Below are 22,100 nucleotides of genomic sequence, written 5' to 3'. Positions count from 1 at the left end.
GTCATACGATCTCTTTGGTGATGCGCAGCACGTTCTCCGTGTCGCGGGTCAGGCGGTAGCGGTCGTCGATGCGGCGGCCGACGAGCCAGACGATCTCGTCGCCCGAGAGCAGCACGAACTGGCGCTGTTTCTCGGGGGTCGAAACCTTGGTGTCGATCAGGTAGTCGCTCACCTTCTTGCGGCCCGTCATGCCGTAGGGGATGAACCAGTCGCCCTCGCGCCAGCGGCGGAGCGTCAGCGGGAAGCGCAGCTTGTCGGCATCGACCTGCGCGATGTGCTCCGGGACGCCGAACGTGCGGATGTCGTCGATCGGGCAGTATTCGTAGAAGAGCACCGCGTTGCCGCAGTAGCTGCGCAGGGCGCCCTGCGGCACGGTGGTCAGGCAGTCGTCGTCGGGGGCGATGGGCGAGACGACGATCCGTCCGCGGTCGATGACGGCCATGCGGTCGCGGGCGTAGAACTTCCGCCCGGTAGCCCCTTCGTCGAGGGCGCGGCAGAGCGAATCGACTACGTCGCCCTTGAATCCGTAGGAGGAGCTGAGCAGTTCGTAGATGACGAACCCCCGCGGGAAGGCCGGGTCGATGCGGCCCGGGTAGATCGTGTCGATGCCCTCCTCCGAGGTGACGGCCTCGTCGCGGATGCGCTCGATGCCGTGGTTGATGAAGAGCTGCGCGTCGGTCAGCCTCCCGAGGTTCTTGCGCATGAGCTCCGTGAACTTGGGATTGATCTCCCGGATGCGGGGGATGAGGCCCAGACGGATCTTGTTGCGGAGGTACTTCGTCGAGCGGTTCGACGAGTCCTCGCGGAAGGGAATGTGGTTCTGCACGGCATATTCGAGGATCTCCTTGCGCGAGGCGAACATCAGCGGGCGGACGATCCGTCCCACCTGGGTCGAGATGCCGGTCAGGCCGCGCAGACCGGTGCCGCGCAGCAGGTTGATGAAGAAGGTCTCGATCGAGTCGTCGGCGTGGTGGGCGACGGCTACCGCCGTGTAGCCGTATTCGCTGCTCAGCTCGTCGAACCATGCGTAGCGCAGCCGCCGGGCCGCCATCTCCATCGATTCGCCCGTGCGCTCCATCTCGGCGGCGGTCTCGAACCGCTTGTTGTAGCACGGCACGCCGCAGCGTGCGGCCTCCTCGGCCACGAGCACCTCGTCCTCGTCGCTCTCCGAGCCGCGGAGCTGGAAGTTGCAGTGGGCGACCCCCACCGTGTAGCCGCAACGGGTGAAGAGCGAGAGCATGACCATCGAGTCCACGCCGCCCGAAACGGTCAGCAGGATGCGGTCGTCGCGGGTCAGCAGCCGGTTCTCCTCGATGTATCGCTGGAATGCGTCGATCAGGTTCATATCACAGGATGTTTACTTCCGTGTCTATGGCGATGCCGAAACGTGCGTGGACCGCCTCCTGCACCTTGCGGGCAAAGGCGATGACCTCGCCTCCGGTGGCGCCTCCGAGGTTCACCAGCACGAGCGCCTGCCGTTCGTGCACCCCCACGCGGCCCTCACGGTGTCCCTTCAGCCCCGCACGGTCGATCAGCCATCCGGCGGCCAGTTTCACGCGGCCTTCCGGGGCGGGGTAGTGGGGCATGTCGGGGAATTCGGCCAGCAGCCCTGCGGCCGTGTCCGCCCCGACGACCGGGTTCTTGAAGAAACTGCCCGCGTTGCCCAGCACTCCGGGGTCGGGCAGCTTGGCACGGCGGATGGCGCAGACCGCCTCGCGGATGTTGCGGAGCGTCGCCCCGCCGCGGGCCTCGACCTCGCGTTCCACGTCGCCGTAGCCCAGCTTCGGGCGGGGCGTGCGGTGCAGCAGCAGCTCGACGGCCGTGATGACGACCCGCCCCTTGAGCGAATGCTTGAAGACGCTCTCGCGGTAGCCGAAGCCGCAGTGTGCGGCGTCGAGTGTGAGCATGGCGCCCGTCTCGACGCAGTACATCTCGACCCGCTCGATCGAGTCTCCGGCCTCGCAGCCGTAGGCCCCGATGTTCTGCACGGGGGCCGCGCCGGCCTTTCCGGGGATCAGCGAGAGGTTCTCGATGCCCCACAGCCCGCGCTCGACCGACCACTCGACCAGGTCGTCCCATTCGACGCCCGCTTCGGCCCGTACGCGGACCCGCTCTCCGTCGTCCGAGATGATTCCGATGCCGCGGGCGACCGGGGTCAGCAGCATCCCGTCGTAGTCGCGGGTGAAGAGGATGTTGTTGCCGCCGCTCAGGACGGTCCAGCGTTCGGGTATGCCGCCGGCGAAGAGCTCCCGCAGGTCGGCCGGGGTCTCGAATTCGACGAGCCTCTCGGCCCGCTGTGCGACGCCGAAGCTGTTGCGGTCGCGCAGGTCGATATGATGAAATTCTCGGATCATGATGTGCAAAGTTAGGAATAATTTGATAACTTTGAATGATCGCAGCTCCCAATATCGTCTCCCCCGCCGGTTTCGGGCGGGCCTTCGGGGCGGCGGTCGGCGCCGCGGACCGGCCGGTCCCGGTGCCGGTGTGTGCAGGACAAACCATAAAACGAAAACCGATATGTTTACACCGCAAGATTTGAAACAGATCGCCGACCACGGTCTGGCTCCCGAACGGGTGGAGGAACAGGTCGAAAATTTCCGCCGGGGATTCCCCTTCCTGAAGGTCGTCCGCGCGGCGTCGCCCGGCGACGGCGTGCTGGTGCTCGACGGGGCCGAGGTCGATGCGGCCGTCGCACGGTACGATGCGGCCGTGGCGGGGCTGCGCGTGGTGAAGTTCGTGCCCGCATCGGGCGCAGCCACGCGGATGTTCAAGGAACTCTTCGAGTTTGTCAATGAGGGCAAGCGCGGAAAGGGCATCGACGTGCTGCTCGAAAACATCGAGCGCTTCGCCTTCTGGCCCGAACTCCGGGCCGTGCTGCCTCCCGAGGCCGACGACCGCGCCACGGTCGATGCCATCGTGAACGGAGGACTCAACTACGGCCACAAGCCCAAGGGGCTGGTGACCTTCCACGCCTATCCCGACGGAGCGCGCAAGGCCGTCGAGGAGCATCTGGTCGAGGGTGCCGCCTACGCCGCCTCGAACGGTGTCGTGCGGCTGCACTTCACCGTATCGCCCGAGCACATGGAGGCTTTCCGGACGCTGCTTGCGGAGAAGGTGCCGCAGTATGAGGCCCGCTACGGCGTGCGTTACGACATCTCCTTCTCGGTGCAGAAGCCCGCGACGGACACCGTGGCGGTGAATCCCGACAACACGCTCTGCCGGCAGGAGGACGGCTCGCTGCTCTTCCGCCCGGCCGGTCACGGCGCGCTGATCGAGAACCTGAACGAGATCGATGCCGATCTGATCTTCATCAAGAACATCGACAACGTGACCACCGATGCCCGGCGCGGCGATACGGTCCGTTACAAGAAGGCGTTGGCCGGCGTGCTCATCGACCTCCAGCGTGAGGCGTTCGACTGCCTGCGTGCCATCGATGCGGGTACGGCCGACCTCGATGCGGTCGCCCGCTTCGTCGAGACGCGGCTGTGCGTGATGCTGCCCGAAAGTTACGACGCCGCGCTGCTGCGCGCCGTGCTCGACCGTCCGATCCGCGTGTGCGGCATGGTCCGCAACGAAGGCGAGCCGGGCGGCGGCCCGTTCTGGGTGGCAAACCCCGACGGCACGGAGTCACTGCAGATCGCCGAGTCGAGCCAGATCGCACCGGCCGACCTGCCCCTGATGAAGTCGGCCACGCACTTCAACCCCGTCGATCTGGTCTGCGGCGTGCGCGATGCGCAGGGCGGACACTTCGACCTGCGGCGCTATGTCGATCCCGCGACGGGCTTCATCTCGTCGAAGTCGAGCGGCGGCCGCGAACTGCGTGCACAGGAGCTGCCGGGACTGTGGAACGGCTCGATGGCGCGGTGGAATACGGTCTTCGTGGACGTGCCCGTCTCGACCTTCTCGCCGGTCAAGGTGGTGCAGGATCTGCTGCGCCCGCAGCATCAGTGAGCGTGCTGAAACCTTCGGGGCCGGCCGGCAGATTCGTCTGTCGGCCGGCTTTGTTGTCCGAATTGCTTAAAAGCGGATAAATTGTTGCCCGAAGGCGCGGTTTTCCGGGAATCTTTTCTATATTTGTAGGCCAAAACCGAAAAACGATAATCAAAACCGAATAAACGCTATGGAGAACAAACTGGAACAATTGACCCGCAAGCTCTATGACGAGGGTCTGGAGAAGGGTCGCGCCGAGGCCGACCGGGTGCTGGCCGAAGCCCGCAAGGAGGCCGAGCGCATTGTGGCCGAGGCCCACGCCGAGGCCGACTCGATCGTCCGCAAGGCCCAGGCCAAGGCCGAGGATGTCGGCAAGAACACGATGACCGAGATCGCGCTGGCTGGCCGTCAGGCCGTGGCGAAGATCAAGTCGGAGATCGCCTCGCTGATCGTGGCGCGCACCACCTCGGAAGGAGTGAAGAAGACCTCGCTCGATCCGGATTTCATCCGCGAGATGCTGCTGGCCGTGGCCCGGAACTGGAACGGTGCCGAGGGCGGCAAGGTCGAACTCGAGGCGCTGCTGCCCGAGACGGAGCGCAAGACGCTCGACGCGGCCTTCGAGAAGAGCGCCAAGGAGTTGCTTGCGGCCGGTGTCGAGGTGGGTTGGTCGAAAGAGGTCAAGACGGGCTTCCGCGTGGGCGCCAAGGAGGGCGGCTACTACATCTCGTTCTCCGACGCCGATCTGGAGGCGCTGCTGAGCGGCTATCTCCGCGAGAAGGTATCCCGGATGTTGTTCAAGGCCGATAAATAGCGATGTTTGCGACCGATTATTATTGTCTGGTTGCCGGATTGCGGGAGTATGCCCTTGATGCCGACACCAAGGGGTTCGATGCCCGGGCCATCGTCGATGAGGTGATCGACGGCGTCTCGGCGCGCGATGCCCGGCAGGTGCGGCTGCTCTACGGCTACTACGACTGCGAGAACCTGGCCGCCCTGCGTGCCGGACGCACGGCCTGCAATCCGCTGGGACTCCTCACGCGCGAAGAGCTCGAGGAGGAGCTCCGGAATCCCGCGAGGATGCCCGAGGCCGTGGCCCGCGTCATCCGGGCGTATGCCGATCCGGAGGGTGAGGAGGCGCTCGAGATCGATACGACGCAGCGCTTCGAACGTGCCCTGTTCGGAGCCTACTATACGGTTTGCGAAGCGGCCGAGAGCCGCTTCCTGCGCGAATGGTCGGCCTTCGACCGCAACCTGCGCAACATCGCGGCCGCCGTGTCGGCCCGTGCGGCGGGACGTGCCGTCGAGGAGACCGTCGTAGGCGGGGGCGAGGTGGTCGAACAGCTCCAGCGGAGCTCGGCCGCCGATTTCGGACTCCGCGGCGAGCTCCCCTATGTGGATGCCGTGATCGCGGCGGTGAACGAGGAGGCGAACCTCGTGGAGAAGGAGCACAAGCTCGACCTGGTGCGCTGGCGCGAGGCCCTGGAGCTGGCCGTGTTCGACTATTTCGACATCGATGCCCTGCTCTCCTACCTGGTGCGGGTGAATATCGTGGCGCGCTGGTCGCGCCTCGACCCGGCGCGCGGACGCGAACTGTTCGCCCGGCTGGTCGAGGGACTGGATGCCCGGCAACTGATTGAAAATAAACAATAGACAACATACGATGAAAACAACAGGACGTGTAAACGGTATCATCTCCAACATCGTGATCGTCAAGGCCGACGGAGCCGTGGCCCAGAACGAGATCTGCTACGTGTATGCGGGAGATACCCGAATGATGGCCGAGGTCATCAAGGTCATAGGCGATGCGGCCTATGTACAGGTTTTCGACAGTACGCGCGGTCTGAAGATCGGCGACCGGGTCGAGTTCGAGGGGCACATGCTCGAAGCGACGCTGGCTCCGGGTCTGCTTTCGCGCAATTACGACGGTCTGCAGAACGACCTCGAGAAGATGGAGGGCCTCTTCATCGCCCGCGGTTCGGTGACCGAGCCGATCGACTTCTCGGCCCAGTGGGAGTTCACGCCGCTGGCCGCTGCCGGCGACAAGGTCTCGGCCGCATCGTGGCTCGGTGAGGTCAAGGAGCAGTGGGTCATGCACAAGATCATGGTTCCCTTCACGATGACCGGCACCTATACGGTTAAGAGCGTGGCCAAGGCCGGCAAGTACAAGGTGACCGACACGATCGCCGTGGTGACCGACGCCGAGGGGCGCGACCACGAGGTGACGATGGTGCAGAAGTGGCCCGTCAAGCAGGCCATCCGCTGCTACCGCGAGAAGCCGCGTCCGTCGCGCGTCATGGAGACGGGCGTGCGGGCGATCGACACCTTCAACCCGATGGCCGAGGGCGGTACGGGTTTCATTCCCGGGCCGTTCGGTGCCGGCAAGACGGTGCTGCAGCACGCCATCTCGAAACAGGCCGATGCCGACGTCATCATCATGGTGGCCTGCGGCGAGCGTGCCAACGAGGTGGTCGAGATCTTCAAGGAGTTCCCCGAACTGGTGGACCCCCGCACGGGCCACAAGCTCATGGAGCGTACGATCATCATCTGCAATACGTCGAACATGCCCGTTGCGGCGCGTGAGGCGTCGGTCTATACGGGTATGACCATCGGCGAGTACTACCGCGCCATGGGCCTCAAGGTGCTTGTCATGGCCGACTCGACGTCGCGCTGGGCGCAGGCGCTGCGCGAGATGTCGAACCGCCTCGAGGAACTTCCGGGTCAGGATGCCTTCCCGATGGACCTTTCGGCGATCATCTCGAACTTCTACTCGCGCGCCGGCCTGGTGACGCTCAACAACGGCAAGACCGGTTCGGTGACCTTCCTCGGTACGGTGTCGCCCGCGGGCGGTAACCTCAAGGAACCGGTGACCGAATCGACCAAGAAGGCCGCGCGCTGCTTCTACGCCCTCTCGCAGGGCCGTGCCGACTCGAAGCGCTACCCGGCCATCGACCCGCTGGAGTCTTACTCGAAGTACCTCGAGTATCCCGAGATCCGCGAATACCTCGACGAACACATCGAAAAGGACTGGGTGGACCTCGTCTATGCGGGCAAGACCATCGTGCAGCGCGGCAAGGAGGCCAACGACCAGATCAACATTCTCGGCGACGACGGCGTGCCCGTGGAGTACCACGAGCGGTTCTGGAAGTCGGAGCTCATCGACTTCGTGATCCTGCAGCAGGACGCCTTCGACGACATCGACGCCAACTGCCCGATCGAGCGTCAGAAGATGATGTACGAGATGGTGCTCGACGTCTGCCGCAAGTCGTTCGACTTCGCCGACTTCGAGGAGTGCTCGCAGTTCTTCAAGGGTCTGATCAACCTCTTCCGGCAGATGAACTACTCGGAGTGGAAATCCGCGAAGTTCGAGGATTACCGCAAGCAGATCGAACAGTATGTGGGTGAAAAAACGAAATAAGCCATGACAACACGAGCATTTCAGAAGATATATACCAAAATCGACAACATCACCAAGGCGACCGTGACGCTCCGCGCCACGGGCGTCGGCAACGACGAGCTGGCCACCGTGGGCGGCAAGCTCGCGCAGGTGGTGAAGATCATGGGCGAGAACGTGACGCTGCAGGTCTTCGCCGGAACGGAGGGTCTGGCTACGGACTCCGAGGTCATTTTCCACGGCGAGCCTCCCAAGCTGCGCGTCTCGGACGCCCTTGCCGGCCGCTTCTTCAACGCCTACGGCGAGCCGCTCGAGGGCGGTGAGGCCGTCGAGGGCGAGGCGCGCGAGATCGGCGGCCCGACGGTGAACCCCTTCCGGCGTATCCAGCCTTCGGAGCTGATCGCTACGGGCATCGCCGGCATCGACCTCAACAACACGATCGTCACGGGCCAGAAGATCCCCTTCTTCGCCGACCCCGACCAGCCCTACAACGCCGTGATGGCCAACGTGGCGCTGCGTGCCAAGGCCGACAAGATCATCCTGGGCGGCATGGGCCTCACGAACGACGACTTCCTCTACTTCAAGTCGGTATTCGAGAACGCCGGTGCACTGGACCGTATCGTCTCGTTCGTCAATACGACGGAGAACCCGCCCGTCGAACGACTGCTCGTGCCGGACATGGCGCTGACTGCCGCCGAGTATTTCGCCGTGGACAAGGGCGAGAAGGTGCTGGTGCTGCTCACCGACATGACCCTCTACGCCGATGCCCTGGCCATCGTCTCGAACCGTATGGACCAGATCCCCTCGAAGGACTCGATGCCCGGATCGCTCTATTCGGACCTGGCGAAGATCTACGAGAAGGCCGTGCAGCTGCCCAACGGCGGCTCGATCACGATCATCGCCGTGACGACCCTGTCGGGCGGCGACATCACGCACGCCATCCCCGACAACACGGGTTACATCACCGAGGGTCAGCTCTTCCTGCGCAACGACTCCGATACGGGCAAGGTCATCGTGGACCCGTTCCGTTCGCTGTCGCGTCTGAAGCAGCTGGTCATTGGCAAGAAGACGCGTGAGGACCACCCGCAGGTGATGAATGCCTGCGTGCGCCTCTACGCCGATGCTGCGAACGCCAAGACGAAACTCGAGAACGGTTTCGACCTGTCGGACTACGACGAGCGTGCCTTGAAGTTCGCTCACGACTACTCGGAGAAGCTGCTGGCCATCGACGTCAATATCGATATCACGGAGATGCTCGACACGGCGTGGGGACTCTTCGCCAAGTACTTCTCGAAAGAGGAGGTCGGCATCAAGGAGGAGCTCATCCGCAAATACTGGAAAGAGGCCTGACGCCGGCAGGCGGGGCGCTCCGGCCCGGCGGCCCGGAATCGGGAGCCGGCCGGGCGGCAGACTCCGCAGGTTGTGCCCCGGCCCGAACGATCGGCATCTGCGCGTGCGGAGCGGCACGGCAGGCGGATCCGGCGGCCGGCGGCGGTAATCGGAAAAACTGAACGAACATGGCAATTAAGTTTCAATACAACAAAACCTCGCTGGGCGAGCTCGGCAAGCAGCTCAAGATGCGGCAGAAGGCCCTGCCGACGATCAAGAGCAAGGAGTCGGCGCTGCGCTCGGAGGTGAAGAAGGCGAAGGACACCGCGGGAGAGTACCGCCGTCGGCTCGACGCATTGATGGCCGAGTACGACTACATGGCGGCACTCTGGGGCGAGTTCGACGTCGATCTGCTGCGTGTCTCCGACGTGGGGCTTGCAACGCAGAAGATCGCCGGCGTCCGCATCCCGGTGCTCGAGGAGGTCTTCTTCGAGGAGCGTCCCTACGACCTCTTCTCGTCGCCGGTGTGGTTCGCCGACGGCGTCGATCTGTTGAAACGGCTGGCCCGGCTCGGCATCGAATACGAGGTCTACAGCCGGCGGATGGAGTTGCTCGACTTCGCCCGCCGCAAGACCACGCAGAAGGTGAACCTGTACGAAAAGGTGCAGATTCCCGGCTATGAGGATGCCATCCGGAAGATCAAGCGTTTCATGGAGGACGAGGAGAACCTCTCGAAGTCGGCCCAGAAAATCGTGAAAACCAAACAGCAGGCAGCCGGGGAGGGCGCGATGTTATGATAGCTAAAATGTCGAAATACGACTTTGTGCTCTATGCGGCACAAAGCGGCGATTTCATCGGGCGGCTGCGCGAACTCGGGCTGGTGGACATCACCACCAAGGGCTGGGAGCCCTCCGAGGAGGACCGCCAGCTGCTGCTCGATATCGAGGGCTGCACCCGCGCCCTGGAGTTCGTGCGGACGTTCCGCTCGGACGCGGAGCGCTGCGATGCGGCGGCACGGCCGTTCGCCTCGGGAGAGGAGGCCTATGAGCACTATGCTGCGGCCCAGCGCGATGCTGCGGCCCTGCATGCCGAGATCGGCCGGCTGGAGAAGTCGGCCGAGGAGCTTCGCCCGTGGGGAGCGTTCGATGCCGATCGGCTCGGACGTCTTGTCGGCGAAGGCATCGTGCTGCGCTACTTCTCGGCCCAGCGGAACGTCTTCGACAAGTCCGCGGCCGAGTGGGGCGAAGGACGTACGATAGTCGAGATCTCGCGCAACGACTCGACCGTGTGGTTTGTCGTCGTGACGGCCCCGGGCGAGGAGCTGGACCTTGATGCGCAGGAGATGAAGGCCCCGCAGATGGATGTCCGCGAGGCCGAGCGCCGCATTGCCGGGGCCGGGGAGAAACTCCGGGCGCTGGACGGCGAGTTCTCGCGCGTGGCGGCTTCGGAACGGGATCTGGCCCGCTACGGCGCCTCGCTCCGCGAGCGGCTGCAGGAGGTGCAGGTGCAGGCCACGGCACAACCGGCGGCCGACGGTACGCTCGTGGTGATGGAGGGCTGGGCCGAGAAGGAGACTTCGGCGCGTGTCGATGAGCTGCTGGAGGCCTATCCCGGCGTCGTCTACCTCAAGTCGGATCCGACTCCGGAGGACGATACGCCCGTCAAACTGAAAAACAACCGGTTCGCCCGCGTCTTCGAGCTGGTCGGCGACATGTACGCCCGGCCGAAGTACGGGACGCTGGACCTTACGCCCTTCTTCGCGCCGTTCTACATGCTCTTTTTCGGCATCTGCCTGAACGATGCGGGCTACGGAGCCATCCTCACGCTGCTCGGCGCCTGGATGCTGTCGAAGAACCGCCGTCCCGGCATGATGCGCCAGGCAGCCTGGTTCGCCACGCTGTGCGGCGCGATGACCGTGGTCTTCGGCCTCTTCTGTGGATCGTTCTTCGGTGTCAGCATGAAGGAGTGGTTCCCCTCGGTGCCGTTCTACGACTTCCAGGGACAGTTCTTCTCGGTGGCGCTGGCTATCGGCATCGTGCAGATCATGTTCGGCATGCTGCTCAAGGTGGTGACGATCTCCCTGACGGCCGGTTTCCGCTATTCGCTCGCTTCGCTGGGTTGGCTGCTGGTGATCCTGGCCGGCAGCCTGGCCGGAGGCCTGCCGATGCTCAACCCCTCGTGGGTGATTCCCTTCTATACGACCTCCTCGCCGGCCTTCTATGCGACGGTCGGTCTGGGCGCCGTATTGATGCTCTTCTTCAACTCGCCGGGCAAGAATCCCTTCCTCAATCTGGGTGTCGGTCTGTGGGATACTTATAATAATATTACGGGTATCCTCTCCGACGTGCTGTCGTACATCCGACTCTTCGCCATCGGTCTTTCGGGCGGTGTGCTTGCCACGGTATTCAACTCCCTGGCCGGCGGTTTCGTCCCCGATGACGCCGGTATCGTGACGCGGCTGCTCATCATGACGCCGATTCTGCTCATCGGCCACGGCATCAACCTCTTCATGTCCACCATCTCGTCGTTCGTGCATCCGATGCGTCTGACGTTCGTGGAGTTCTACAAGAATGCGGGTTTCGAAATGTCGATGCGGACATTCAACCCGCTGCGCAAAATGGATCAAACTGAAAATCAATAACTAAAAAACTTCAAATCATTATGGAAATGACAACTGCAATTATTCTGGGCTACATCGGCGTAGCGTTGATGGTGGGCCTTTCGGGCGCAGCGAGCTGTATCGGTACTTCGATTGCCGGTCAGGCCTCCGTCGGAGCGATGAAAAAGAACGGCGGCGCCTTCGGTAGCTACATGATTCTGTCGGCCATCCCCGGCTCGCAGGGTCTCTACGGCTTCGTCAGCTACTTCATCATCAAGGGCTTCCTTACGGAGTCGATCACCATGCTTCAGGGTGCTGCCATCTTCGGCGCCGGCCTGCTGACGGGATTCGTCTGCCTCTTCTCGGCCTACTATCAGGCACGGATTTGCGCCAACGGTATCGCCGCCATCGGCAACGGTCATGATGTGATGGGTAAGACGCTGATTCTGGCTGCATTCCCCGAGCTTTACGCCATTCTGACGGTGGCTGCCGTCTTCCTGATCTCGGGCGCTATCTGATCCGGAACCGCAATAATTGCGCGATTCGTGGCGCGGAAACCTGCAGGTTTCCGCGCCACTGTTTTATCTGTGCACTCGCTGTTTTGTGGAGCCCGGGGTTGCCGGCCCGTTTTGTCCGTGACCGCAACTCCGGTGTTTTCACAAGACGGCCGGACTCCCGTTTCCGTTTTGCGGCCGAAGTTGCGGCCTTCGGACGAACTCCGCCGGACAGAAGCGGCGCTCCGATCGGTCGTTGTGTTGCGCGGCGTGTCTTGAGTCGCCAGCCTGTCGATACGGGACCTGTCGCAATCCCTGTTTGGCGTCGCTGCCCGGTTTTTCCGATGTTCCGGTACCCTGCGGCCGTTCGGACTGTGTCCGGTCTGTTTTTGTCTGCTTTTGTGCTGCGAATGTCTCGTTTTGGTATGAATCGACCCGATGTGGTTGCCTGAATAGGGGAAAAAGTACGTTTGAGTATCCGGCTGCAAAGTATGATTTCCTGACAAAATAGTATGGGCCGATGCCTCTCCGATAAAATGGAAGGGCTTTTCATTTTTCAGATAAGGGCTAATTTTTACTTTTGTCGCACCGAAACTACCAAACCTGAAAACCACGAACCTATGGAAAAACTCTGCTCCCGACTCATCGACGGCCGAGCATTGGCCGGCCGGCCTCTTTTTACAGTTTCCCGACTTCTTCTTTTCTGAACAATCCGACCGTATCCGGAGCCTGCGCTTCCGGACGGGTTTGTCTTATTTTTTACCAAACATTAACCAAACTTTCAATACCTATGATCAAACTTGGGCACAAAATCATTCTGGCGGTTTTGGCGCTGCTGATTACCCCCCCCCTTGGGTTTGCGGCCGAAACAGCCGATGCAAGTGCCTCGGTACAAGACCGTAAGGTGACTGTCCGGGGTACCGTGAATGACGCTGCAGGCCAGCCCCTGCTCGGCGTCACCGTCCTTGTCGAAGGCACCACGACCGGAACTTCGACCGGAATCGACGGAACTTATGAGATCTCCTGCGCTCCCGATGCCGAGCTGACCTTCTCGTTCATCGGCTATGAGTCGCAGACGCTTCCGGTAGCCAACCGGACGCTGCTCGACGTGACGCTTGCCGAGGACTCGCAGATGGTGGACGACGTGATCGTCATCGGTTGTTACGGTACGACGACGCGCCGCAGCACGGTGGGCGCCGTCGATCAGATCAAGTCGGAGGCCATTGCCGAGCGTTCGGTGGCCAACCTCACGCAGGCGCTGCAGGGTACGTCGCCCAGCCTCGTTATCCAGCAGCGAAGCAACGACCCTGCTGACAACCAGCTCAACATCAACATCCGCGGTATCGGTACGATGAACAACAACCAGCCGCTGATCGTCATCGACGGACTGGTTTCCGACAACTCGTCGTTCAACAAGCTCAATCCTTCGGACATCGAGAATGTCTCGGTGCTCAAGGACGCCGGTACGGCCGCCATCTACGGTTCGCGTGCCGCCAACGGCGTGCTGCTCGTGACGACCAAGAAGGGTAAGCTGAATCAGGCTCCGACGGTCGAGCTGACCGCCCAGGTCGGCTGGCAGCAGCCCGATGTCCTCTACACGCCGGTCGAGGGATGGCAGAACGCCACGCTGCTCAACATCGCCAAGGCCAACGCCGGTCTCGCGCCCGCCTTCACGGCCGAGCAGATCCGTGACCTCAAAGAGCACGGCAACGGCACTTTCTTCATGGACGAGATCTTCCAGACGGCCATGCAGCAGAACTACAACGTCAGCGTATCGGGCGGCGGTGCCAATACGACCTACATGGTGTCGGCCGGCTACTTCGACCAGGAGAGCAACTACGTGGGCCCCGATTACGGACGCCAGCGCTACAACTTCCGTACGAACCTTACGACCGAGTACAAGCGTGTGAAGGTGACGGCGCTGCTCTCCTATTCGCACGAGAACAGCAAGACGACGATCGACGGCAACGCCATCGCCAACGCATCGCGTATCCCGACCTACTATTATTACCGTCAGTATGATCCCGCCACGGGCAAATACCTGCTCAACGACAAGCTGACGGACTTCAACTCGCTGGGTCTGCTCCAGGAGGGCGGTTACAACCGTTACCGCAACGATTACGTGAACGCCAACCTCTCGGCCGAGGTGAAGATCATCGACGGCCTGAAACTGCGCGGCGTGCTGGGTGCCGACATCTTCGCCGACCACCGCTACACGCGCACCCATGAGGTGATCTTCTACAACACCGATGCGGCGGGCAACCCGATCGGTGACGGCCGCTCGGCCAACAACGACGACAAGTCGGAGGACTGGAACCAGCGTGCCTACCTGATCAACTCGCAGCTGATGCTCGACTTCGACCGCACCTTCGGCAAGCACCACGTGGCCGCGCTGTTCGGTGCCTCGAACGAGTCCTATACCTCGGAGGCGAACCAGGTTTCGCTCAAGTGGGCCGATCCCGATCTGGGTATCAAGGGCGACGGTACGGAGGCCGTGCTGGGCAGTTCGACCGTGACGCCCGAGGCCACGACCCGCACCTCGCTCACCTCGCTCTTCGGACGTGCCTCCTACGACTACGACAACCGCTACTATGCCGAGTTCTCGTTCCGTTACGACGGTTCGTCGAAATTCCGTTCCGACCTGCGCTGGGGCTTCTTCCCCTCGATTTCGCTCGGATGGCGCCTCTCGGAGGAGGCCTTCATGGAGAGCTACCGCGACAACGTGGGCGATCTGAAGATCCGCGGATCGTACGGTACGCTGGGTAACCAGTCGGTGGGCGACTACCAGTACTTCACCACCTACAACGTCTACTCGAACATCTACGCCTTCAACAACGCGATGGTCGGCGGCGCCGGCTTCCAGCTCGGTACCGACAACCTGCAGTGGGAGGTTTCGAAGACCTTCAACATCGGTTTCGACGCCTCGTTCTTCAAGGGTACGCTCAACCTGGGCTTCGACTACTTCAACAAGCATACGACCGACATCCTGGTCAAGCCGCAGACCCCGCTGATGCTGGGTACCGAGCTCCAGAACTACAATGCCGGCGAGATGCGCACGCAGGGTTGGGAGCTTTCGATCAGCTATGCGCTCAAGAAGCGCGACTGGTCGCACTTCTTCCAGTTCAACATCGGTGACTCGTGGAACGAGGTGCTCCACTACGAGGGCTTCGAGTCGATTTCGAACCAGGAGGAGTTCTGGCGCATCACGCGCGAGGGCCTGCCCTTCAACTCCTACTACGGCTACAAGACCGACGGCTTCTTCCAGAGCTACGAGGAGATCGCCAATTCGGCCATTCCGACGGGCAAGACGGTCAAGCCGGGTGACGTGAAGTTCGTGGACCGCAACGGCGACGGCGTGATCGACGAGAACGACCGTTACTATCTGGGCAACGCCTTCCCGCGCTACACGGTGGGCTTCACCTACAACGTGGCCTGGAAGGGCATCGACCTGTCGATCTTCCTGCAGGGTGTACTCAAGCGCGACATGATGATCCGCGGCGAGCTGGTCGAGCCGTTCCACTCGAACTACGGCTACACGATGTACGAGCACCAGCTCGACTTCTGGACGCCGACCAACACGGATGCCCGCTGGCCGCGTCTGACCGACATCTCCGACCCGTCGAACCAGAACAACTGGCGCATGGGATCCGATATCTACATGTTCGACGGCAGCTACCTGCGTCTGAAGAACATCCAGCTGGGCTACACGCTGCCCGAGCGCATCTCGAAGAAGTTCGGCGTGCAGAAGTTCAAGATCTATTTCAATGCCGAGAACCTGCTGACGTTCACCGAGTGCTCGTTCGTCGATCCCGAGTCGTCGGAGTTCGGCAGCAACATGAACTCGGGCGGTGCCAACTCGGCCCGCAACTACCCGAACCTGCGCTACTACGGTGTCGGCCTCAATGTCACATTCTAATTCAAGGTGCGAGAAGATATGAAAACCTCGATTTTTAAATACATTACCGTTGCCGTTGCCGCCGGCGCAATGTGGCTGGCCGGTTGCAACGATCTGGACCAGGAGCCGACCAACAAGTTTACGGACAAGGCGTTCTGGACCTCGCCCGAGCGTGCCAACATGGTGCTCAACATGGCCTACAGCCAGATGTACAGCCACGACAAGATGTTCCAGGACGAGGCGCTGAGCGACAACATGTACGAGCAGCGCGGCAACCCCGACACGCGCACCATCCGCACGGGACAGGCCACGCCCAACACGTCGCTCTTCAAGAGCGAGTGGCAGTGGGTGTTCCAGGGCGTGAAGACCTGCAACATCTTCCTGACCTTCGTGGACGACGTGCCGGGCATCGAGCCCTCGAATCTGGCCTACATGAAGGCGCAGATCCGCTTCATCCGCGCGTTCCTCTACTTCCGTCTGGCCTGCTTCTACGGCGACATTCCCTTCTTCCTGAACGACATCTCGCTCGAGGAGTCGCGTCAGATGACCCGCACCTCCTACGTCAAGGTGATGGAGGAGCTGCACCGCGAGCTGGACGAGATCATTCCCGATCTTCCGAAGCGCGACGACCTGTCGGCTGACGACAACGGCCGTATCACGAAGGCTGCCGCCATGGTGCTCAAGGCCCGCATGTATCTCTACGAGAACACGTCGCGCACGGGCAACAGCGTGTCGGACAACATGCGCAAGGTGGCAGACATCTGCGACAAGCTGATGCACGACCAGGCTACCTACGGCACCTACAGCCTGCTGACCGAGGGTAATGAGGAGGGTTATCTGAGCCCCTACGAGTACCTCTTCACGTCGGGTGCCGAGTACAATTCGGAGGTGATCCTCGACTATGCGGCCGTGGAACTCGACAAGCAGTGGAGCCTGATGTACAACATGGCGCCCCTCTCGGCCGGTGCGAACCTCTGCCAGAAGGCTCCGTCGAAGGCTCTCGTGGACAGCTACAAGATGTCCGACGGCTCGGACCCCACGGACCTGAACTCCTATACGGGTCGCGATCCGCGACTCAAGTATACGGTGGCATACAACGGGATGGACTGGTATGACCTGAACGACAAGGGCGAGTACGTCAAGAAGTTCACGCTCAACGTCACGTCGGGTTCCGACCAGGCCGGCACGGCCAACGGCTCGCCCACGGGCTTCTACACCCGCAAGTATTTCGACCCGGACCACGGCAAGAACCTCGAGATGTGGACCAACTTCATCATGATGCGTTATGCCGACGTGCTGCTGATGTACGCCGAGGCGAAGGCCTACCTGGGTGAACTGGATGTCACGGTATGGAACGAGACGATCCGCCCGATCCGCATGCGTGCGGGCGTAGGCGGCACGGAGTTCCCCTCGGCGGGCGACTATACGCAGATCGTGCGCGACGAGCGTCATACGGAGATCGTGCGCGACGAGCGTCGTGTGGAGCTGGCCCTGGAGGGTCTGCGCTACTTCGACCTGATCCGCTGGATCAACTACAAGGACGAGAAGTCCACGGCCGTTGCCGAACTGCTCAACGGTCCGGTCTACATGTACAACGGCACGCAGATCGACCAGTTCAAGTTCGATACGGGACGCGACATCCTCTGGTCGCTGCCGCTTTCGGAGACGCAGCTCGTTCCGTCGCTGCTGCCCAACAACTCGGGATATTAATCGTCAATCAAAAGCATTCGGAAAAAGATGAAAAAGATATTGAATATGCTGATGGCGGCAGGTCTTGCCGTCTGGGGCGCCTCCTGCTCGAGCGACCTGGATTACGAACCGGGCGGGGTGACTCCGGTCAAGGCGTTGCTGCTGCCTGCCGATAACTGGTATGTCGAGCTGCAGAGCGCATCGTCGGCCACGGAGACCTTCTCGTGGGAACCCGCTCTGGCTGCCGACGGACAACTTCCGCACTACGAGTTGGTCTTCCTCGCACAGCCCGACGGCGAGATCGTCTACCGCTACGACGCCGGTTCGAAGACCAGCGTGGCGGTTCCCCACAAGGAACTGAACCTGGCGGCCAAGGCCGCCGGGATCGATGCCGGCGCATCGGGCGACTTCTACTGGTCGGTCGTATCGAGCCGCGGTGTGACGACAGCCCCCGTCGAGGCGACGCCGCGCTGCATCTCGGTCAAGCGTCTGTTCGGTTTCGACGTGATCCCCTCGACGCTCTACCTGACGGGCGAGGCCACCGAAGTCGGCGATGACCTTTCGCTGGCCATGCAGTTCCAGTCTACGGGCGAGGATGTCGGTGAGTTCACGGCCATCATGCGCCTCGAGGCCGGCAAGACCTATTCGATGTACGAGACGACGGATGCCTCGAGCCGCCACTTCACCATCGAGGAGGGCGAGCTCCGCGAGTTCGGTGCCGACGTCAAGCCGGCCACGTCGCTGGCTTCGGTGGACAAGACGGGCATCTACCGCGTCTATGTCGATTTCAACACGCGTTCGACGATTGTCGAGGAGGTGACGCGCCTGGCCTTCTACCAGCGCGACGATGTGGGCAATGCCGTCGAGCTGACCTACCAGGGCCTGGGCGTCTGGAAGCTCGAGAACCACACCACCACCGAAGGGGACAACCGTTACGGCTTCCTGGCCAACATCAGCGGTGCGACGAGCTATCAGGAGAAGTGGTCGAGCGTCAATTACAACAACAACAGCGCCCCGACGACCGGCACCTCTCTCGACTGGTGGGAGATCTACATGAACAAGGACATCACGGCCGACGGCTGGTGGGGTTACACCTTCAAGTGGATCGACTCGGAGTGGGCCGAAAAGAAGGTCGTCACGATCGAGGTGCACATGGACCACACGCAAAACTTCTTCTATCACACGGTAACTTATGTAAAATAAATCGGACGGGGTCTGCACCGGTCTCCGGTGCGGACTCCCTCACCCGATCGAAAGCTGAATTATGAAAACGATCATCAATAAATGGACTGCTCTGCTGCTCGCGGGTATTGCCTTCGGGGCATGTTCCGAGCAGACGGAATATGACGATACGAGCTTCAGCGCGGTGGAGCGGCTGCTCTATCCTTCGGACGGCGACCAGGTCGATCTGATCGAACAGGCCGATGCGAATCTCTATTTCGAGTGGGAGGTTTCCGAGGTCGGAACCCCGGTCTACACCGTGGTCTTCATGGACGCGGAGAAGCACGAAGTGGGCCGTTACCTGGCTGACAACAACGGCCAGAAGGCCTCGCTGAAGATGCTTCACAGCCAGCTCAACCAGGTTGCCGGTGATGCGGGCATCGAACCCGACGCAACGGGTGACCTCTACTGGACGGTGTGCGCCGGTTTGGGCGGCGCCGAGAAACTCTCGACCGACGAGCCGCACCGGCTTACGGTGACGCGCTATGCGACCATCGACGCCCCGGTCCGCCTCTACGTGACGGGCGAAGGCTCCGAGTTCACGGACGATCCCGCGCAGGCGCAGGAGATGCGCAATCTGGGCGACGGCCGCTTCGAGATCTATACGAAGTTTACCGGAGCGTTCAGCTTCATCAACCGCAACGAGGCAGGTAATAAACGCACCTTCGGCGTTTCGGAAGAGGGCTGCCTGGTCGAGGCTGCCGACGCTGCGGGTACGGGCGACGGCATCTACCATGTGGTGGTGGATTTCAACGAGAGCACCGTCACGATGGAGCGGATCGAGAGCGTGAAGTATCACTACTGCTGGACGCCCGATCCGTCGGCCGAGATGGAGTATGCCGGAAACGGTGTCTGGAAGTACGACATCTGCTGGACCGAGAACGATTCGCGCTACCGTTTCGATGTCGTGATCGACGGCGTGGACTATATCTGGGGCTACTCGAACTCGGACATGAGCAGCGCTCCGACGAGCCTTACGGGCAGCAGCTACAATATTTCGATGCGCAAGACGGAGGATATCGACCAGTGGAGCTACGGCTTCAAGTTCTTCAGCGCCCTGAAGAACATCGAGTGCACGATCGTGCTCGACTGCTCGCCGTCGGCCGCCAACTACTACCACTACTTCGAGTTCGGTTTCGAGCCTGTAGCCAAGGTCGTTTCGCCGACGGAGCCCGCAGCCGATGCCGCCGTGGAACTGAGCTCCATTGCCGGATCTTCGGAGACTTTCTCGTGGGCGCTTCCGGAGGATATGACCACGGCCGAGAAGCAGCTGACCACCTATGCCGTCGTCTTCTACGGCGATGCGGCCGCCGCAACGGAGATCGCCCGTGCGGATGCCGGCATGAACCAGTCGGTTTCGGTAAGCCATGCGGATCTGGAGAGCCATGCGGCCAAGGCCGGTATCGCAGCCGAGGCCACGGGTGATCTCTATTGGGCCGTGGAGAGCGAACTGCTCGGATCGACCGCCGTATCCGAAATCCGCAAATTGACCGTTACGCGCCTGAAGGGCGTGCCGCAGGCCGCCTACATCACGGGTGCCGCTTCGGAGTTCGGCGACGGATTCCAGCGTCTCAAGTCGGTGGGAACCGGCAAGTTCGAGATCTTCACCAAGCTGTCGGCCGGTTCCTACAACTTCACCGACGGGACCGAGGACGGTGCGCGCAAGTTCGTGGTTGAGGATGGTGCGATCGTGGAGAGCGCCGATGCGATCACCTGCAGCGAGGAGGGCATCTACTACATCCTGCTCGATTTCCTGACCGGTGAGGCCACCTACAACAAGATCGAGAACATGCGCTACCTCTCGCCGAACGTGAAGACGCAGCACACCGAGAAACAGATCATACTGCCCTACCAGGGCAACGGCGTATGGTATGCCGAGGAGGTGGTTCCCTACCTGACTGATTGGGACGACGACCGCTACTTCTTCTGGGCGGAGGTCGATGGCGAAACGACGAAGTTCGGTGCCGATCCGGGCATGTCGGGCGATCTGAACACCGCGCCGGAGAAGGGCGATCCCCGTTTCCGCGTTTACTGGCCGATTGCCGACGTGAACGGCGATGATGCCGGCGCATTCAAGATGCTGCACTCGTACCGCGGCAATACCTCCAAGCGGGTGAACATCACGCTGGACATGTCGCCCGATACGGAGGAGTATTACAACTACATCGAGTACCTTGATTAACCGAACGGCCGAAGCGGGGAGCCCGGTCACGGGCCCCTGCTCCCCGGCTGCATAACCGACAGAAGATTTTATGAAAAAGACGATTTTCGCCCTGATCGCGGTGGCTGCCATGGCGACCGCCTGCGAGGTGGAGGACAAATATTACGGCAAAGAGGTGGTCGATCCGGCCGAGAAGTTGGAACCCGCCTATGCCGAGAACTGGACGGACCACGCCGACCAGCTCGACGAGAAGCTGATCGAGAACTTCATGAACAAGGCCCGGGGCACGTTCTATTCGACCGACGGCGACCGCGCCGGCTCTTCGTGGAACTGCTACTGGCCGCAGGCACATGCAATGGACGTGCTGATCGACGCCTACCTGCGTATTCCCGAGGGAGACGCACGTCGCGAAGAATACAGGAACTACATGGCCCTGTGGTACCAGAACAAGGGCAACAACTACGAGACGGGCTCCTACAGCGGCTCCTACGGCTTCGGTAATCCTTATACCGATGACTCGGAGTGGATTATCCTGACGCTGATCCGCATGTATGAGGCTACGGGCGTGCAGAACTACCTCGACGCCGCTGCGGCTACCTACAAGGAGACGGTCATTTCGCGCTGGACCGACGACGAGAATGGCGGCGGCATCCGCTGGTGCATGACCTCCGAAAACAGCAAGAACGCTTGCTCGAACGGTCCCGGCGCCCTGTGTGCCATGCGGCTGTGGGCCAATACGGAGGATGGTCCCGAGCGCGAACAGTACCTGGCCGATGCCGTGAAGGTCTATAGCTGGCTGAGCGCCACGCTCTACAATCCCGAGACGGGTGCCGTGTCGGACCATATGATAAACGGTGCAATCACGGGTGGCCCGCTCACCTACAACCAGGGTACGTTCCTCGGTGCGGCTTATGAGCTCTACAAGGCTACGGGCGATACGAAGTACATGGTCGAGGCGGCGCGCGCGGCCCGTTACACGATGAACTCGATGGCGACGGACGGCGTGCTTAACAACGAGGGTACGGGCGACAACGCCCTGTTCAAGGGTATCTTCATCCGCTACGCGATGAACGTGTGGCGCGATGCCGAGATCGATAAGGTCGATGCCACGCTGCGCAAGGAGATCGAGGACTTCATCATCTATAACGGCCTGATCTGCTGGACGCAGGGCCTGGACCGCTCGGAGGAGTCGAAGTGGTTCTTCGGTTCGGACTGGACGACGCCCGGTTCGACGTGGGACGGACAGCTCAATCCGCAGGTGAGTGCCACGACGCTCATCGAGGCCATGGCCGTGCTTTTGCCTGAACCCAAATAATCTCCCGGGAAAGAACCCCGCAGGCCCGTTCGCTGCGGGCCATATGGAAGGCGGGCAGGATCCGAAGATCCTGCCC

Annotated in this window: 15 protein-coding genes; 13 read left to right on the top strand and 2 right to left on the bottom strand. The window is 61.8% G+C overall.

Features of this window, described 5'->3' with window-relative positions; all coding sequences use genetic code 11:
* Position 1: 1 nt before the first annotated feature.
* Entirely contained in the window at positions 2–1,345 is a 1,344-nt protein-coding gene (gene tilS, locus QZL63_RS01920) for a tRNA lysidine(34) synthetase TilS (protein ID WP_022307673.1), read from the bottom strand.
* Between the two features lies 1 nt (position 1,346).
* A complete protein-coding gene (murB, locus tag QZL63_RS01915) occupies positions 1,347–2,354 on the bottom strand; it encodes a UDP-N-acetylmuramate dehydrogenase (protein ID WP_022307672.1) in 1,008 nt (335 codons plus the stop codon).
* 163 nt (positions 2,355–2,517) lie between these two features.
* On the opposite strand from murB, the gene QZL63_RS01910 reads away from it, so the two are divergent.
* From QZL63_RS01910 to QZL63_RS01850, 13 genes are all read left to right on the top strand, one after another.
* Positions 2,518–3,951: a DUF4301 family protein gene (locus tag QZL63_RS01910; protein WP_022307670.1), complete on the top strand. Its 1,434-nt coding sequence runs from the start codon at positions 2,518–2,520 to the stop codon at positions 3,949–3,951.
* A 169-nt stretch (positions 3,952–4,120) separates the two neighbouring features.
* Positions 4,121–4,741 (top strand): hypothetical protein, encoded by a 621-nt coding sequence (locus QZL63_RS01905; RefSeq protein WP_022307669.1) that lies wholly within the window; start codon positions 4,121–4,123, stop codon positions 4,739–4,741.
* 2 nt (positions 4,742–4,743) lie between these two features.
* Complete coding sequence (locus QZL63_RS01900) at positions 4,744–5,580, top strand: DUF2764 family protein (RefSeq protein ID WP_022307668.1); 837 nt, start codon at positions 4,744–4,746, stop codon at positions 5,578–5,580.
* 10 nt (positions 5,581–5,590) lie between these two features.
* A complete protein-coding gene (locus QZL63_RS01895; RefSeq protein ID WP_022307667.1) occupies positions 5,591–7,345 on the top strand; it encodes a V-type ATP synthase subunit A in 1,755 nt (584 codons plus the stop codon).
* Between the two features lie 3 nt (positions 7,346–7,348).
* Positions 7,349–8,671 (top strand): V-type ATP synthase subunit B, encoded by a 1,323-nt coding sequence (locus QZL63_RS01890; protein ID WP_022307666.1) that lies wholly within the window; start codon positions 7,349–7,351, stop codon positions 8,669–8,671.
* A gap of 167 nt (positions 8,672–8,838) precedes the next feature.
* Positions 8,839–9,447 carry a V-type ATP synthase subunit D gene (locus QZL63_RS01885; protein WP_022307665.1) on the top strand — a complete coding sequence of 203 codons (609 nt, stop codon included), beginning with the start codon at positions 8,839–8,841 and terminating at the stop codon, positions 9,445–9,447.
* Positions 9,444–11,291, top strand: a complete 1,848-nt coding sequence (locus QZL63_RS01880; RefSeq protein WP_022307664.1) for a V-type ATP synthase subunit I — start codon at positions 9,444–9,446, stop codon at positions 11,289–11,291. The genes QZL63_RS01885 and QZL63_RS01880 overlap by 4 nt, the downstream gene beginning before the upstream one ends.
* A 26-nt stretch (positions 11,292–11,317) precedes the next feature.
* The gene (locus tag QZL63_RS01875) at positions 11,318–11,767 is read left to right on the top strand and encodes an ATPase (RefSeq protein ID WP_374045370.1); all 450 of its coding nucleotides are present in this window, start codon (positions 11,318–11,320) and stop codon (positions 11,765–11,767) included.
* A gap of 766 nt (positions 11,768–12,533) precedes the next feature.
* A complete protein-coding gene (locus QZL63_RS01870; protein ID WP_022307661.1) occupies positions 12,534–15,659 on the top strand; it encodes a SusC/RagA family TonB-linked outer membrane protein in 3,126 nt (1,041 codons plus the stop codon).
* 18 nt (positions 15,660–15,677) lie between these two features.
* Positions 15,678–17,348, top strand: a complete 1,671-nt coding sequence (locus tag QZL63_RS01865) for a RagB/SusD family nutrient uptake outer membrane protein (RefSeq protein ID WP_022307660.1) — start codon at positions 15,678–15,680, stop codon at positions 17,346–17,348.
* 27 nt (positions 17,349–17,375) lie between these two features.
* A complete protein-coding gene (locus tag QZL63_RS01860; protein ID WP_022307659.1) occupies positions 17,376–18,530 on the top strand; it encodes a SusE domain-containing protein in 1,155 nt (384 codons plus the stop codon).
* Positions 18,531–18,591: 61 nt separating this feature from the next.
* Positions 18,592–20,730 (top strand): SusE domain-containing protein, encoded by a 2,139-nt coding sequence (locus QZL63_RS01855; protein ID WP_022307658.1) that lies wholly within the window; start codon positions 18,592–18,594, stop codon positions 20,728–20,730.
* A 70-nt stretch (positions 20,731–20,800) separates the two neighbouring features.
* Positions 20,801–22,024, top strand: coding sequence for a glycoside hydrolase family 76 protein (locus QZL63_RS01850; protein WP_022307657.1), 1,224 nt, complete (start codon positions 20,801–20,803; stop codon positions 22,022–22,024).
* Positions 22,025–22,100 lie beyond the last annotated feature (76 nt).

It is taken from the genome of Alistipes sp. CAG:268, from assembly GCA_000434235.1.
Taxonomy (GTDB): Bacteria; Bacteroidota; Bacteroidia; order Bacteroidales; family Rikenellaceae; genus Alistipes; species Alistipes avistercoris.
The sequence above is the reverse complement of the archived record's forward strand: the minus strand, read 5'-3'. Positions and strand labels throughout refer to the sequence as shown.